The following is a 15019-nucleotide window of genomic DNA, read 5'->3' as shown; positions in this document are numbered from 1 at the left end:
GCGACCGGCCGCGCGCCCACTTTCCTTCAGGAACGATCATGCCTCATCTGGACCTGCCGACCCACCGGCTTCACTATCGCATCGACGGCGCCGGGGACGACCGACCCTGGCTGACCTTCTGCAACTCGCTGGGCACCGACCTTCACATGTGGGATGCGCAGATCGCGGGGCTGTCGGATGGCTTTCGCATCCTTCGCTACGACCGGCGCGGCCACGGCCGCTCGGGCAGGCCGGATACGCTCCCTGCTCTTGGGGACCTGGGGCGCGACGTGATCGCGCTGTGGGACGGGCTGGGGATCGCGCAAAGCCATTTCTGCGGCCTCTCGATCGGCGGGCTTACCGGGCAATGGCTGGGCATCCACGCCCCGGAGCGGATCGGGCGGATGGTGGTCTGTGCCACCGCCGCGCGCATCGGCAGCGCCGATGCCTGGCGGGCGCGGATCGACGAGGTCGCCGCGCATGGCCTGCAGGGGCTGCTGTCTGCCACCGCCGAACGCTGGCTGACGCCGGCCTTCCGTGCCGCCCGGCCGGCCGAGGCCGAGGCCATCCTGGCCGGCTTCGCCGCCACCCCGGCCGAGGGCTACGTCGGCTGCTGCGCCGCGCTGGCGGGGGCCGATCTGCGCGACCAGATCGCGCGGATCGCATGTCCGCTGCTGGCGATCTCGGGCGAGGATGACCCGGTCTGCCCGCCGGCCGAGTTGCAGGCGATCGCCGAGGCTGTCCAGCAGGGCGCACATCTGTCGCTGCCTGGCCGGCATATCGTCAACCTCGAGGCCCCGGCGCGCTTCACCGCCACCCTGCGGGACTTCCTGCAGGCGGGCGGCTGAGGCCGCCGCGATGCCGCCCTGGACCGGCCCGCCCCGCACCCCTTTTCACCATGCCAACGCTGGACCCTGCCATGACCCCCTGCATCATCTGCGTCGCCATCACCGGCTCGCTTCCGACCAAGGCCAACAACCCGGCCGTCCCGATCACCATCGCCGAACAGGTCGAATCCACCCACGCAGCCTTCGAGGCCGGGGCCAGCATCGCCCATTGTCATGTCCGCGACGACGAGGGCCGGCCCAGTTCGGACCCCGACCGCTTTGCGCGGCTGATGGAGGGGCTGCGCACCCATTGTCCGGGCCTCATCGTGCAGATGTCCACCGGCGGCCGCTCGGGCGCCGGGCGCGAACGCGGCGCCATGCTGCCGCTGCGACCCGAGATGGCGTCGCTGTCGGTCGGCTCGAACAATTTCCCGGGCCGGGTCTACGAGAATCCGCCCGAGCTGGTGGACTGGCTGGCCGGCGAGATGCTGGCGCATGGCGTCAAGCCCGAGATCGAGGCCTTCGATCTGTCCCACATCCTTCAGGCAAAGCGGATGGCCGATGACGGGCGGCTTGCGGGTACGCCCTACATCCAGTTCGTGATGGGCGTCAGGAACGCCATGCCGGCTGATCGCGACGTGTTCGACTATTATGTGCGCACCGTCGCACGGCTGTTCGGGCCGGATGCGCCCTGGTGCGCCGCGGGCATCGGGCCGCAGCAGCTCACCCTGAACGAATGGTCGATCGGCGCGGGCGGCCATGTGCGCACCGGGCTCGAGGACAATGTGCGGCTGGACCGCGACAGGCTTGCGCCGTCGAATGCCGCGCTGGTCAGCCGCGCGGCGGCGATCTGCGCCCGCCACGAACGCCCGGTCGCGACCCCGGCCGAGGCGCGGGCGATCCTGGGTCTCGCGGCCTGAGATCGTCGCATCGCGTCCGGTCCCGCTGTCAACCTGCGGCACGGGCCGGGCGGCGCCATCAGCGCGGCCTTGCGCGGGCCGCCTCGACGAGCTCCCTGGAGGTGCCGGTCGAGATTCGGAGATGGGGTCCAAGCCCATCGGCTCCGCGATGGGCCGGGGCGATCCCGGCCTCGTCTGGCGGATAGATGCTGACATCCGGATCGGTCCGCAGCGGCGTGCCGTCGGGCTCGGTCTTGCCGATCAGGCTGGCGCCGTACGGATAGAGATGGAATGCGCGGTTCGGCAGGCCGCTGCGCAGGCCGGGTCTGGCGTTGACCAGGCCGTGGCCGCGGGCGCGGCGCTGCCGATAGACCTCGGCGGACCCCGCAAGTTCGGCCCTCCGACAGTCGGCGCAAAGGCCGCCCCCTGGCTGATCGATGAGGGGCAGGACGACATCTGCGATTGCAGCCTGCTGATCGCGGCAATCAGGCCGCGCGGTCCCGCGGCATGGCCGATCCGTCGGCCGGTCATCGCGGGACTTGTCGACGCACGATTGACCACCAGCGCCTGCGGCCGCAGCGCCAATTATGGCGCAGGGCGGGAAATCGGCATGCCAGATGCGGTCGCAGACCTCGCTGCAGAGGACCGGCACCTGCGGTTGGCGCAGCAGCGCCTTGCCCCGGCCGCGCAGTTGGGCCCCGGCACAGGCCGCGCCGGTCGGGTGAGAGGGCGACTTCAGGATCACCCAGCTGCGCGCGGGGGTGATCGCGGCGTCCAGCGTGGCGGGTCTCAGCGTGACGCCGCTCGAACGGGGGCAAGGCGGTGTTGCGCAGGATCGAGGAGGTGCCGATCTGCGCTGCCGCCGGGATTCCAGCCGCGTTGCCCCGCCGAGGCCGAGACCCCCGGTCCGAGATCTTGCGACCGTCAGCGGGCCGGTCGCCGGGCGGGCCATCAGCACCATGCGCCGCGGCGTCTGAACGCGCAGGTCCAGAGTGCCGAGACAGCAGTATCCCGGACGGCTGCCGACCGCAAAGACCGCGTATCCGGGTGTCGCGTGGCACCGCGCCGGCCAGTCCACCGACAGGCCGGTGATGGCCACCACCGGGCAAGGTTCGTCCCCTCATGGGCACCGTCTCTCCTCCGCCATCGCCATGATCCGAAGGGTGGGGACAACCCGCAGACGGCCCGCAGCCGTGAGTGCCCCGGCGAGGACCGCCCGCGCGGACGGGAAGCCATGGCCCGGATGCACGAGGCCCGCGCCGCACGCTTCGGCGGCGGCCATCGGGGCGTCCTGTTCCGACAGGGGTTCAGCGACTTCGCGGGACCAATGCAGGTCGTCGGGTCGGCCGTCCGCAGATGGGGCGCGTCGTTGTCCGCTTCAAAATGGGCGCAGGTCACGCCGCCGGTCGCCTTCACCGTCGCGGTGATCCCGAACATCACCGGCCGCAGCACGGCGCTTGTCGCCTGCGTGACCTTTGCGTTGCTGCTCATCACGATCGGCTTTGCGGCCATGCTGGCGATGTTCCCGCAGGTCGCGACCTTCCTGCCCGACCTGATTCTGGCCCCTGCTCGGGGGGACGGGCGAGAACGGCAAACGCCCGCGGCATGGCCGCGGGCGTTTTCGTCGTCTCGGCGCGAGACGTGTACCTATTGCAGTTCGGCGGTGCGCAGCAGGTCGGTGATCCGGCGCACCGAGGCGCGGCGGTTGTCGCGGATGTCACCATCGGCGCGGATCTTCAGATCCTGTTCGCCATAGCCCTGGACCACAAGGTTCTCGGGCGGCACGTCGAAATACTCGGTCAGCGCAAGGGCCACCGATTCCGCCCGCCGGTCCGACAGCGCAAGGTTCATCGGATCGGGGCCCACCGTGTCGGTATGGCCCTCGATCAGGAACATCTCGCGCGGGTTCGCGGCGACCGCATCGGCGATCACGGCGCCGAGGCCCGACAGCCGCGACGCCTGGTCGGGCGAGATTGCCGAGGAGCCGGTGTCGAAGGTGATCGCCTCGATGTCGACCGGCGCGACCAGCGACCGCACCTCGCTGATGTTGCGGATCTGGCCCAGCGTGAAGCGGCGGTCCACACCGGATTCGCGGGCCAGCGCCGCCCGCAGCGCGGCCTCGTCCATCCCCGCGCCGTATTCGGTCAGCGGCGCGGGCGCGGGCAGGGTGGCCACGTCCACCGGCGCGACCTCGGCGGTGTCGTCGATCAGCTGCGTGGTGCGGCCATCGGGCGACACCAGCGTGCGCCGCAGGATGCGCAGGTCCGCATCGCGGATGGTCACCACCTTGCTGCCGTCGGGCCGGGTCACGATGGTCCGCGACGAGCCGTCGTCGAACTCCTCGGTCGTCACCGTCGAGCCGGGCTGGCGCAGCAGCGCAACCTCGTCCTTGATGACCTCCTGGCTGCCATCGGGGCGGGTGACCACGACCCGGTCCGGCGTGCTCAGCGCGACCTGGCGGTTATTGTTCAGCATCGAGCCGACCGCGACCGCGCCAAGGCCCAGAAGCAGCGCCTTGACCAGGTCGCTGCGGTCGTCGTCGTCATCCTCCTGCCAGCGCGTCTCGCCGCGCTGCCGACGTTCGGCCTCGCGCCACGCCTCATTGAGGCTGTAGCGGAAGTCCTGCGACGAGCGGCGGCGATTCTGGTCGGTGATGCGCTGCTCGATGATGTCGCGGCGGCGCTGGCGATCCTCGCGCAGCGCGGCGGCGTTGGCCGCGGCGCGGGTCTCGCGCGCGGCTTCGCGGGCTGCCTCGCTGATCCGCGCATCGCGGCCGGACTGGCGATCGACGACGCGGCCATCGCGGTCGACGCGATAGATCTGCTGCGCGGCCGGGGCCAGCAGATAGGCGCCGTTGCGGTTGCGTTCCAGAACGACGCCGCGCGGCGTGACATACAGATCCCCGTCGCGGCAGGGCGCGACCCCGCCCGAGAGGCAGGCAAGCCGGTCCTCGGTCAGCCCCGAGGCCACCTCGCGGTCCGCAAGGCTGCCCAGGCCCGGCAGGGTGCCCGTGCGGTCGCGGGCCACCGCCGATGTGGCGAGGCTGACCTGCGCCGCACGATCGCGGCGTCGGTCGTCACGCGCCTCCTCGCGGCGCTCGTCGCGCCGGGCGCGCTCGTCATCCTCGCGCTGGCGCTGTTCCAGGCGCCGCGCGAGATCCTCCTCGGAGGGGCGGGCATCGCGCCGGGGTGGGTTCTCTCGGCGCGGGGCCTCGTCGGCGCGGCGGGCGGGGCGGTCCTGCGAGGGGTGGTCGCGCGCCTGCTCGGCGCGGCCCGGACGCTGGGATGCGCGCTGCTCGGGGTCGCGCTTCCCGGCTTCGCGGTCCTCGGCCTTGCGTTCGGGGCGCCTGGCGGGTTCCTGTTCGGCCTTGCGCGCCTCGGGTTTCCGGGCGGGCTTTTCGGCGGCCTCGGCCGCCTTGCGGGCGCGTTCGCCGGGCCCATCCTTGGCCGTATCGTCCTTTGCCGCCTTCGGCGCGGGCTCGTTGCGGCGCTTCTCGGCGCGCTCGGGCCGCGCGGCGCCGTCCTTCCCGGCCTCGCGGCGGGCGGCGCGTTCCTGGCGACGCTTCAGCTTCTGCTCTTCGGTCAGTTGCGGGTTGCCGCCGGCCTGAGCCAGCAGCAGGTCGGCCGCCGCATCGCCGGCGGCGGGCTGCGTCTGGGTCACGGGCAGCTGCGCCTGCGCTGTCGCGACATGCGGCGCCAGCATCGAAAGGCACACCGCAATCGCGGTCGAGTTGTGGATGATCCGGCGCATGTTGGCTCCTTTACACTGGACGGCGCGGCCGATGATTCCCGCTCTGTAACAGGCCCTGCGACGGAAGGTTCCAAAAAAGCCCGTGACCCGCCCGTGATCGGCGGGAAATCCGCGGCGGCCGCCCCCCCCCCCCCGCAGGACGCGAAGGGGCGCGGCATCGCCTGCCGCGCCCCGTGGATCCGTGCAAGTGGCGATGCCCGCCCGCTCAGACGCCGTCGCCGACGAAGGCCTTCTCGACCACGAATTCCCTGGGATCGGAGTTCGCGCCCTCACGCAGCCCAAAGCCCTCCAGCACCGCCTTCACGTCGATGTTGAAGGCGAGGCTGCCGCAGATCATCGCGCGATCCGTCTGCGCCGAGATCGGCGGCAGGCCCAGATCGGCAAAGACCTTGCCCGTGGTGAAGTTGTCGGTGATCCGGCCCATCCGGTCCGTGGTCTCGCGCGTGGTGGTCGGGTAATACAGCAGCCGGTTGGCGAAGTCGTCGCCGTAAAGCTCGGCCAGCAGGGGGTCGTGGCGCAGGTTCTCGACCAGTTCGCGGCCATAGGTCAGTTCGTCGGCTGTCCGGCAGGTGTGCATCATCACGACCTGCTCGTAACGCTCGTAGGTCTCGGGATCGCGCATCAGGCTGGCGAATGGGGCGATGCCGGTGCCGGTCGCGAGGAACCACATCCGCTTGCCCGGCAGCAGCGCGTCAAGCACCAGCGTGCCGACCGGCTTGGGGCGCAGGATGATCTGGTCGCCGGGCCGGATATGCTGGAGGCGCGAGGTCAGCGGGCCGTCCTGAACCTTGATCGAATAGAATTCAAGCTCGTCGTCCCAGTTCGGCGAGGCGATCGAATAGGCGCGCAGGATGGGCTTGCCGTTGTCGTCGGGCAGCCCGATCATCACGAATTCCCCCGACCGGAACCGCAGGCTGGCGGGGCGCGTCACCCGGAACGAGAACAGGCTGTCGGTCCAGTGGCGCACCGAGGTCACGGTCTGCGCGTCGGGCAGGGTCTTCTTGGCGGGTTTGGCGGCGGCGTCGGCCACGGTAAGGTCCAGCGTCATGTCGGTCTTCCTGACTGTCTTTAGGCGAAGCGGCGCGGCGGGGAAACCCCGCCTAGCCTGCAAGGCGGGCGCGGTGGTCCCAGTCGCGCCAGTCCTGGGCGCGCGCCAGCCACTGGTCTGCGGGCTGGCGGGCGGCCCGCTCGGCCGGGATCTCGACCTCGTCGAAGCCGACGCGCCGGGCCATGGCGTATTGATCGGCGATCAGCCCGCCGGTGGCGCGCAGCCGGCCACGAAAGCCCAGCTCGCGCAGGCGGCGGGCAAGGCTGAAGCCGCGCCCGTCGGTGAAGGCGGGAAAGTCGATGGCCAGCAGATCGCTGTCCAGATGATCGGACAGGGTCGCCGGGTCGGTGTCGGGCGCCAGCGTGACCGGCGCCGCTATGTCGCGGGCGTGGAACCCGTCGTCGCGGACGATGATCGGGTCGCTGCTGTGCTGGTCGGTCATGCCGTCACCTTTCCGCGGACCATGCGTCCACCGATGAAATGTATGCCGCATTCGGTCTTGTCGCTGCCGCGCCAGCGGCCCGAGCGGGGGTCCTCGCCCGGCTTCACCGGCGAGGTGCAGGGCGCGCAGCCGATCGAGGGATAGCCCTTCGCAACCAGCGGATGCCGCGGCAGGTTGTTCTCGATCATGTAGTCCTGCACGTCGCTGGCCCGCCAATGCGCCAGCGGGTTCACGCGCAGGCGCAGCGGCGGCTCGGGCTCGAAGAATTCAAGCTCGGTCCGCTGGCCGCCCTGGAACCGCTTGCGCCCGGTGATCCAGGCGTCGAAACCCGACAGCGCCCGTTCGAGCGGCACGGTCTTGCGGAAGTCGCAGCAGGCGTCGGTGTCGAACCGGTGCAGCGTGCCGTCGGGATCGTGACGGGCCACCTCGGCCTCGCTGGCGCGGATCACCCGCACATCCGTCAGCCCCAGCCTGGCCGAGACCTCGCGCTGGTAGTCCAGCGTCTCGGGGAACAGCATCTGCGTGTCGATGAACAGCACCGGCAGGCCCGGTGCCACCACGCTGACCATGTGCAGCAGCACGACCGATTCCGCCCCGAAGGACGACACCAGCGCGACCCGGCCCAGTTCGGGGTCGCTGACCGCGCGGCGCAGCACGTCGATCGCCGCGTGATGGCGATAGCGGCCGTTCAGCCGCTCGGCGCGGCTGTCCAGGTTTCCGTCAAGCATGGGCCACCTCGGGGTACAGCGCGGCCTTGAAGGGCGCGGGCCCAAGCCTGCGATAGGCGTCGATGAACCGTTCCGACGCATCCTCGCGCAGTTCCAGATAGGCGCGCAGCAGCCGGTCGATGGCGGGCACGACCTCTTCGGCGGGGAAGCCCGCACCGGCGCGCTGGCCGATGGCCGGGATGTCGTAGCCGTCTCCGCCCAGGGTGATCTGGTAATTTTCGACCCCGGCGCGATCCAGCCCGAGGATGCCGATATGGCCCAGATGATGGTGGCCGCAGGCATTGATGCAGCCCGAGATGCGGATGTTCAGCTTGCCGATTTCCTCTTCCAGGCCGACGGCGCGGAAGTGGTCGGCGATCTCCTGCGCGATGGGGATCGAGCGGGCGGTGGCCAGCGTGCAGTAGTCCATGCCGGGGCAGGCGATGATGTCGCTGGTGAGCCCGGCATTGGCCGTCGCAAGACCCGCTCCGCGCAGCGCCAGATACAGCGCCGGCAGATCCGACTTGTGGACATGCGGCAGCACGACGTTCTGGTCATGGCTGATGCGCAGGTCGCCGTGGCCATATGTTTCGGCCAGATCGGCCAGCAGGCGCATCTGCCCGGCGCTGGCATCGCCCGGCGTCGCACCCGCGGCCTTGAAGGTCACGATGACGCTGGAATAGCCGTCGACGCGATGCGGATGCAGGTTGGTGTCGGTCCAGCTGCGGAAGGCCGGGTTGGCCTGACGCTCGGCCTCGTAGCCGGTCGCCGGGGCGTTGCGGAAGGCCGGCGGCGTGAACCGCCTGGCAAAGACCGCCAGCGCGTCCCGGTCGGCGCCGTGGAAATCGCGGCGGCGGCGCAGGAATTCCTCTTCGGTCTCGGCCTTGAACACGTCCAGCCCGCGCTCGGCCACGGTGATCTTGATGCGGGCCTTGTACTTGTTGTCGCGCCGGCCCGACAGGTTGTAGGTGGCGATGATCGCCTCGATATAGGGCAGCAGGTCTTCCTCGGGCAGGAAGTCGCGGATCACCTGACCCAGCATCGGCGTGCGGCCCAGCCCGCCGCCGACCCAGACCTCGAAGCCGGTGGCCCCGTCGCGCTGGATCAGCCGCAGCCCGATGTCGTGGGCCGCAACCAGCGCCCTGTCGCGCGCGGCGCCGGTGATCGCGATCTTGAACTTGCGCGGCAGGAACTGGAACTCGGCATGGTCGGTGGACCAGCTGCGCAGCAGTTCCGCATAGGGGCGCGGATCGGCGAATTCATCGGCGGCGGCGCCGGCAAAGGCGTCGGTGGTCACGTTGCGGATCGTGTTGCCCGATGTCTGGATGGCGTGCATCCCGACCGAGGCCAGCAGATCCAGCATGTCGGGGATGTCGACCAGCTTGGGCCAGTTGAACTGGATGTTCTGGCGGGTGGTCCAGTGGCCGTAACCCTTGTCGTAATGCTGCGCCAGATGCGCCAGCATCCGCATCTGGTCGGGGCTGATCGTGCCATAGGGGATCGCCACGCGCAGCATGTAGGCGTGCAGTTGCAGATAGACGCCGTTCATCAGCCGCAGCGGGCGGAATTCGTCCTCGGTCAGGCTGCCGTCAAGGCGGCGGGCAACCTGGGCGCGGAACTGCGCCGCGCGGTGGCGGACGTAATCGGTCTCGACGGGGCGGACATCAAACATTGGCTGCCTCGGCTTTCTGCGCCTGGATTCCGTGGAAATAGTTCGAGGGTCCGGTCTGGCGGAAGGCCTCGCGGAAATGGGTCGGCTCGGGGCCGTTGGGGCCGCGCCGGGCCTCGACCAGATAGGCGCCGACGACGAGGTTCGACTGGCCGATCGCCTTCAGCAGCGCCAGTTCGGCGATGGCCTCGTCCTCGAACAGCGTGGCTTGCGCCGGATCGGGGGTCCAGCCGGCATCGCACATCCACAGGTTATGACCTTCCCGCAGATCGTTCGCGGTGATGACGCCGGGGCGGGCGGCCGTCGGTGTGAAGGCTTTGCTCATGGGATTCGGACCTCTTCCTGATGCCCTCAATATAGAATTTTGTTCTGGAATTTTGCGATAGGGTCTGAAAAATAAGGACGATCAGTCGCAAGGGAATGTCATGCCGGAACAGATTTCGCAGGATGCGGGCGCATCGCAAACGCCTGTCCGGCTGGACGAGGTGGACCGCAAAATCCTGTCCCTGCTGCAAGAGGACGCCAGCCTGTCGCTGGACCAGATCGCCGACCGGGTCGGGGCGTCCAAGACCCCGGTCTGGAACCGCATCCGCAAGCTGCGCGAGGCCGGGGTGATCCGCCGTCAGGTGGCGATCCTCGACCCCGAGGCGCTGGGGCTGGAGGCGTGTTTCTTCGTGCTGATCCGCACCGCCGAGCATGACAAGGACTGGGCCGCGCGCTTCCTGCAGGCGCTGCGCGAACGCCCCGAGGTGATCGAGGCGCACCGGCTGGCGGGCGACATCGACTACATCCTGAAGGTGCAGGTCAGGAACGCCCGCGCCTATGACCGCTTCTACCAGTCGCTGATCGGCGAGGTCAGGATCCACAACGTGACCGCGCTGCTGTCGATGGAGGAGATCAAGGCGACCAGCGCGCTGCCGATCCCCGAGGCCGCCCGCTAGCCGCCCCAGCTGCGTTCCAGCACCGAGATCCAGTTGTCGCAGGCGATCCGACGGATCAGCGCCTCGCCATAGCCATGCGCGCGCATCGCCTCGATCAGCCGGGGCAGGGCGGCCGCGTCGGGCAGGTCGCGCGGCATCAGCGCGCCGTCGAAATCCGACCCCAGCGCCACGCCCCCCTCGCCGAGAATGCCCAGCAGGTGATCCAGATGTCGCAGCATCACCTCGAACCCCTCCAGCGGCAGGCGCTTGCCGTCGGGGCGCAGGAAGCTGGAGGCGAAGTTCAGCCCGACCAGCCCTCCGCTGTCTGCGATCACCTGCAACTGACGGTCGGTCAGGTTGCGCGCGCTGGGGCAGATCGCATGGGCACAGCTGTGGCTGGCGACCAGCGGCGCGTCCGACAACCGGGCGATGTCGTCGAAGCCGGCCTCGTTCAGATGCGACAGGTCCAGCATGATCCGCAGCGCGTTGCAGGCAGCGACCAGTTCACGGCCCGCGCGGGTCAGTCCGCCGCCGATATCGGGCCCGGCGGGATAGGCGAACGGCACCCCCTCGCCATAGGACGTGGGCCGCGACCAGACCGGCCCCAGCGAGCGCAGCCCGGCCCGGTGCCACAGATGCAGCGCGTCAGGGTCGCGGATCGCCTCGGCGCCTTCCATGTGCATGATCGCGGCCACCCGGCCGGCGGCGATGCTGGCGCGCAGCCCGGCCGCGCTGGTCACCACGTCAAGGGTGCCGCTGCGTTCCAGCGCCCGCAGCGCCGCCGCCTGCCGGAAGGCGTGCGGAAGGGCCGTGTCATGGCCGATCGCGTCGGGCAGCGGCAGGCGGTAGGGCGGCTGCTGCATCATCAGCGCCGCCTCGGCATCGTCGGGGCCGGCGGGCGAGGGGATCCAGATCGCGAAGAAGCCGCCCGCAAGCCCGCCCTCGCGGGCCCGCGGCAGGTCCAGGTGGCCGGTCCCGTCGCCCGACAGCCACAGCGCCACCCCCTCGCTGCCCGCCGCGACCACGCGCTGCAGGAAGTCGTTGTGGCCATCGAATACCGGGATCATCGGTGCCTCTCCGCAGGTCATGTCGGCCCGACCATGCCCCGCCGCGCGGGCATCGGCAATGGGCGGCCTGGGGACTTTGCCTGCGGGCAATTCGGGCCTAGGCTGATCGCAGCGCATCGCCAGAAGGAGGCCAGCCATGCCCGACATCCGCCCGGACTTCGACGGACAGACCGTCATCTGCACCTTCGAGGTCACCCCCGGCAGCGCCCATGACGTGCTGGACCTGCTCAGCGACGCCTGGGATCAGGTGATCCGCAACCAGCCCGGCTTCATCGCTGGCGCAATCCATCTCAACGACGCGCAGACCCGCATCGCCACCTATTCGCAATGGCGCGACCGCAAGGATTACCAGGCGATGCTGCGCAGCGACGAGATGCGCCGCAGGAACCGCGACATCCACGCCATGTGCAAAAGCTTCGAGCCGGTGATGTATGAGGTTCAGGGCGTCTACCGCGCGTGATGCTGCGGGCGCAAATACTCCTCGCAATTGCAAAATCGCCCGGCTAACCTGCCCTGAACGGGCGGGGAGACGGCAGGATGACGGGCAGGATCATCACGGTGGCGCAGCAGAAGGGCGGCTCGGGCAAGACCACGATCGCGGTCAATCTGGCGGTCAGCCTGCATCAGCGCGGGCATTCGGTCGCGCTGGTGGATACCGACCCGCAGGGCAGCATGGGGCGCTGGTTTCTCGAACGCCTCGGCGCACAGGGCGAGGACGAGGCGCTGGACTTCTCGACCTCGTCGGCCTGGGGCGCCAGCTACGAATCCGAAAAGCTGAAGCGGCGGTTCGATTTCGTCATCATCGACACGCCGCCCAAGATCGACAGCGACCTGCGGCCCTCGCTGCGGGCCGCCGATCTGGTGCTGGTGCCGGTGGCGGCAAGCCATGTCGACCTGTGGGCGACCGAGGGGGTGCTGGATCTGGCGCGGCGCGAGAAGGCGTCGGTGCTGGTGGTGCTGAACCGGGTGCGTCCGAACACCCGGCTGTCGGCCGAGGTGGGCGAGAAGGCGGCCGAACTGGGCGCCGCCGTGGCCGAGACGCAGGTCGCCAACCGCGTCGCCTATGCCGAAACCCTGGGCCAGGGGCTGGGCGCGGTCGAGCGCGTCCGCAGCGGCCCCGCCCGCGACGAGATTGCTGCGCTGACGGATGAGGTTCTTGCGGCAATGTCCTGACATTGAACGAAAAAGTATCGGAGCGATTTGTCAGACGGGGAGGATTGCCGGACCGTCCGGCGTGTCGATCCGCCGCGTGATGATGCCGAAGGCGCGGCGCATCAGCGCATCCTGCAAGACCTGATCGGGCGGGCCGTCCGCCAGCACCCGCCCCTCGGCCAGAAGCACCAGCCTTGTGCAGAAGCGCGCGGCAAGCCCCAGATCATGGATCGAGGCGAGGATGCCGTGGCCCTCGTCGGCGAGTGCGCGAAACAGCCGCAGGCAGGCCAGCTGCTGGGCCGGATCAAGGCCCGCCACCGGCTCGTCCGCGATCAGCAGGGGGGTCTGCTGCGCCAGCGCGCGGGCAATCAGCGCGCGGGCCTGTTCGCCCCCTGACAGGCGCAGCGCGGTGCGCCTGCGGAACCCCTCGAGCCCCATCCGGGCGATGGCCGCGTCGATGGCCGCGCGGTCGGCGGGGCTGCGCCCGCCGCCGGGCCAGGGAATGCGGCCAAGCGCCACCAGGTCCTCGACGCTGACGGGCCAGGCAATCTCGCGCGATTGCGGCAGATAGGCGGCCCTGCGGGCGCGGTGGCCGGGGTCCAGCGCCGCCAGGTCGGAGGTGCCCGTGAAGGGGATCAGGCCAAGCGCGGCCTCCATCAGCGAGGATTTGCCCGCGCCGTTGGGACCGATCAGCCCGACCAGCTCGCCCGCCCTGACGGCCAGGCCGATGCCGTGCAGGACGGGGCGGTTGCGGCGGGTGACCGACAGGCCGCGCAGGTCCAGAAGGGTCATACCCGGCCCCCGCTGCGGGTCTTCCAGATCAGGTGCAGGAACAGTGGCGCCCCCACGATGGCGGTCAGCACGCCCAGCTTCAGGTCGCGCTCGGGCAGGATCAGCCGCACCGCGATGTCGGCCGCCAGCAACAGCGCCGCCCCGCCCATCGCCGCCGCAGGCAGCAGCGCCGAGGGGCGCGCGCCGACCCGGGACCGCAGGAGGTGCGGCACGACCAGTCCGACAAAGCCGATGGCTCCGGCAACCGCCGTCGCCGGCCCGACGATCAGCGCCACGCCTGCCACCAGCCGCCAGCGCAGCCCGGCGGGCGAGACGCCCATCGCGGCCGCCGCACCCTCGCCAAGCGTCAGCGCGTCCAGCCCGCGCCCGGCGCTGACGATCAGCGCCGCGCCCGACAGCATCGGCGGCAGCGCCAGCCACAGATGCTGCATCGACCGATCGGCCAGCGATCCCATCAGCCAGAAGACGATCTCGTTGGCGGCATAGGGGTTTGGCGACAGGTTCAGCACCAGCGCCGTGCCGGCCCCCGCCAGCGCCGAGATCGCGACGCCGGCAAGGATCAGCGTCACCGACCCGCCGCGCGGGCCGGCCAGCGCGACCAGCAGCCCCACCCCCAGCGCCGCGCCGGTCAGGGCCGCGACCGGCAGGGCCAGCGGCGCGCTCAGCGCCAGGCCGGTCTGTATCGCGATGACCGCGCCAAGCGCCGCCATGCCCGAGACGCCGATCAGCCCCGGTTCGGCCAGCGGGTTGCGCAGATATCCCTGCATCGCCGCGCCGGACAGCCCCAGCCCGGCCCCGACCGCCAGACCCAGCAGCGCGCGGGGCAGGCGGATCTCGGTCATCACGATGGGCACCGGACCCTCGCCGCCACGGACCAGCGCGGCGATCGCCTCGGCCGGCGCGATCCCGGCCGGGCCGGTCAGCAGCGAGGCCAGCCACAGCGCCGCCACCAGCAGCCCCAGCCCGGCGAACAGGGCCCTCATCGCAGCGCCTCGATGGCGCGCAGGATGAAGGGGGTGCCGCAGACCCAGTCGCGGTCCGTGACCTCGGCGAGGCGCGGTGCCGCGCGGGCCAGCGCCGGATGCTCCAGCAGCGCCTCGCCGCGCGACTGGCCGGGCCATCTGGCGCCGGTGATCAGCCGGTCGGGCTGCGCCATCACCAGCAGTTCCATCGGCAGATGCGTGGTCGTGGCGATGCCGTAGTCGGCCGCGATGTTGCGATAGCCGGCCTGCGCCAGGATCTCGCCGGCCAGGGTGTCGCGGCCCGAGGTGAAGCCGTTGGCGTAGTACAGCGCCGCCCGGCCGCGATCCTCGCGCCGCGCGCTGCGCGCCACGCCCCGGTCGAACCGCGCCAGCAGGTCGGCCGCCGCCTCGTGGCGGCCCAGCAAGGCGCCCACATGGACAATCTCGGCCCGGATCGCCGCGATGCTTTCGGCGGGTTCCAGCACCTCGACGCGCAGGCCGAGGCGCCGCAGCAGCGCCACGGTCGGCCCCGATGCAAAGGCGCCCGCAATGACCAGGTCGGGGCGCAGCAGGTAGATTTCCTCGGCCCGACCGTGATTGGCGGCAAAACCCCGCGCCTCGTCGGCCATCGCGGACATGCGCGGGTTGCGGGCCAGGTCGCTGACCGAGACAAGCTGGCCGGGCGCGGCCAGCAGCATTGCGATCTGGTCGGTGCAGAGGTTCATCGACACCACGCGGCGCGGTGTCGCGGCGCCCTGCGGTGGTGCCTCTGCAAGCGCCGGGCCGGCCAGCATGGCCGCGCCAA

At 70.7% G+C, this 15019-nt stretch carries 16 protein-coding genes; 5 read left to right on the top strand and 11 right to left on the bottom strand.

All coding sequences use genetic code 11. From position 1 onward, the window contains the following. The first annotated feature begins 38 nt into the window (after positions 1–38). Both pcaD and Q5Y72_RS13135 read left to right on the top strand, forming a co-directional pair. Entirely contained in the window at positions 39–827 is a 789-nt protein-coding gene (gene pcaD / locus Q5Y72_RS13140; RefSeq protein WP_305963874.1) for a 3-oxoadipate enol-lactonase, read from the top strand. 71 nt (positions 828–898) lie between these two features. Next, positions 899–1726 carry a 3-oxoadipate:acetyl-CoA acetyltransferase gene (locus Q5Y72_RS13135; protein ID WP_305963873.1) on the top strand — a complete coding sequence of 276 codons (828 nt, stop codon included), beginning with the start codon at positions 899–901 and terminating at the stop codon, positions 1724–1726. A gap of 58 nt (positions 1727–1784) precedes the next feature. On the opposite strand, the gene Q5Y72_RS13130 is transcribed toward Q5Y72_RS13135, so the two are convergent. From Q5Y72_RS13130 to Q5Y72_RS13100, 7 genes are all read right to left on the bottom strand, one after another. Further along, the gene (locus tag Q5Y72_RS13130; protein ID WP_305963872.1) at positions 1785–2807 is read right to left on the bottom strand and encodes a carboxyltransferase domain-containing protein; all 1023 of its coding nucleotides are present in this window, start codon (positions 2805–2807) and stop codon (positions 1785–1787) included. 545 nt (positions 2808–3352) lie between these two features. Further along, complete coding sequence (locus tag Q5Y72_RS13125) at positions 3353–5455, bottom strand: OmpA family protein (protein WP_305963871.1); 2103 nt, start codon at positions 5453–5455, stop codon at positions 3353–3355. 205 nt (positions 5456–5660) lie between these two features. Next, positions 5661–6503 carry a ferredoxin--NADP reductase gene (locus Q5Y72_RS13120; RefSeq protein WP_305963870.1) on the bottom strand — a complete coding sequence of 281 codons (843 nt, stop codon included), beginning with the start codon at positions 6501–6503 and terminating at the stop codon, positions 5661–5663. A gap of 52 nt (positions 6504–6555) precedes the next feature. Further along, positions 6556–6945, bottom strand: a complete 390-nt coding sequence (locus Q5Y72_RS13115) for a DUF934 domain-containing protein (RefSeq protein WP_305963869.1) — start codon at positions 6943–6945, stop codon at positions 6556–6558. After that, complete coding sequence (locus Q5Y72_RS13110; RefSeq protein WP_305963868.1) at positions 6942–7673, bottom strand: phosphoadenylyl-sulfate reductase; 732 nt, start codon at positions 7671–7673, stop codon at positions 6942–6944. The genes Q5Y72_RS13115 and Q5Y72_RS13110 overlap by 4 nt, the downstream gene beginning before the upstream one ends. Next, the gene (locus tag Q5Y72_RS13105) at positions 7666–9324 is read right to left on the bottom strand and encodes a nitrite/sulfite reductase (RefSeq protein WP_305963867.1); all 1659 of its coding nucleotides are present in this window, start codon (positions 9322–9324) and stop codon (positions 7666–7668) included. Before Q5Y72_RS13105 ends, Q5Y72_RS13110 begins: the two co-directional genes overlap by 8 nt. Beyond that, positions 9317–9646: a DUF2849 domain-containing protein gene (locus Q5Y72_RS13100; RefSeq protein WP_305963866.1), complete on the bottom strand. Its 330-nt coding sequence runs from the start codon at positions 9644–9646 to the stop codon at positions 9317–9319. The genes Q5Y72_RS13105 and Q5Y72_RS13100 overlap by 8 nt, the downstream gene beginning before the upstream one ends. A 100-nt stretch (positions 9647–9746) precedes the next feature. Here Q5Y72_RS13100 and Q5Y72_RS13095 point away from each other — a divergent pair, with 100 nt between their 5' ends. Then, positions 9747–10262, top strand: a complete 516-nt coding sequence (locus Q5Y72_RS13095) for an Lrp/AsnC family transcriptional regulator (RefSeq protein ID WP_305963865.1) — start codon at positions 9747–9749, stop codon at positions 10260–10262. Here the strand turns inward: Q5Y72_RS13095 and Q5Y72_RS13090 are convergent. Then, a complete protein-coding gene (locus tag Q5Y72_RS13090; RefSeq protein ID WP_305963902.1) occupies positions 10259–11308 on the bottom strand; it encodes a dipeptidase in 1050 nt (349 codons plus the stop codon). The genes Q5Y72_RS13095 and Q5Y72_RS13090 overlap by 4 nt on opposite strands. A 136-nt stretch (positions 11309–11444) precedes the next feature. On the opposite strand from Q5Y72_RS13090, the gene Q5Y72_RS13085 reads away from it, so the two are divergent. Continuing rightward, positions 11445–11768, top strand: coding sequence for an antibiotic biosynthesis monooxygenase family protein (locus Q5Y72_RS13085; protein ID WP_305963864.1), 324 nt, complete (start codon positions 11445–11447; stop codon positions 11766–11768). A gap of 77 nt (positions 11769–11845) precedes the next feature. Beyond that, complete coding sequence (parA, locus tag Q5Y72_RS13080; RefSeq protein WP_305963863.1) at positions 11846–12481, top strand: ParA family partition ATPase; 636 nt, start codon at positions 11846–11848, stop codon at positions 12479–12481. Between the two features lie 30 nt (positions 12482–12511). Here the strand turns inward: parA and Q5Y72_RS13075 are convergent, their stop codons facing one another. The 3 genes from Q5Y72_RS13075 to Q5Y72_RS13065 are packed head-to-tail and all read right to left on the bottom strand — an operon-like array spanning position 12512 to position 15008. After that, a complete protein-coding gene (locus tag Q5Y72_RS13075) occupies positions 12512–13252 on the bottom strand; it encodes an ABC transporter ATP-binding protein (RefSeq protein ID WP_305963862.1) in 741 nt (246 codons plus the stop codon). After that, entirely contained in the window at positions 13249–14235 is a 987-nt protein-coding gene (locus Q5Y72_RS13070; RefSeq protein ID WP_305963861.1) for a FecCD family ABC transporter permease, read from the bottom strand. Before Q5Y72_RS13070 ends, Q5Y72_RS13075 begins: the two co-directional genes overlap by 4 nt. Beyond that, complete coding sequence (locus Q5Y72_RS13065; protein ID WP_371930827.1) at positions 14232–15008, bottom strand: ABC transporter substrate-binding protein; 777 nt, start codon at positions 15006–15008, stop codon at positions 14232–14234. Before Q5Y72_RS13065 ends, Q5Y72_RS13070 begins: the two co-directional genes overlap by 4 nt. Positions 15009–15019: the final 11 nt, after the last annotated feature.

Source organism: Paracoccus spongiarum (genome assembly GCF_030732095.1).
GTDB classification, from domain to species: domain Bacteria; phylum Pseudomonadota; class Alphaproteobacteria; order Rhodobacterales; family Rhodobacteraceae; genus Paracoccus; species Paracoccus spongiarum.
The sequence above is the reverse complement of the archived record's forward strand: the minus strand, read 5'-3'. Positions and strand labels throughout refer to the sequence as shown.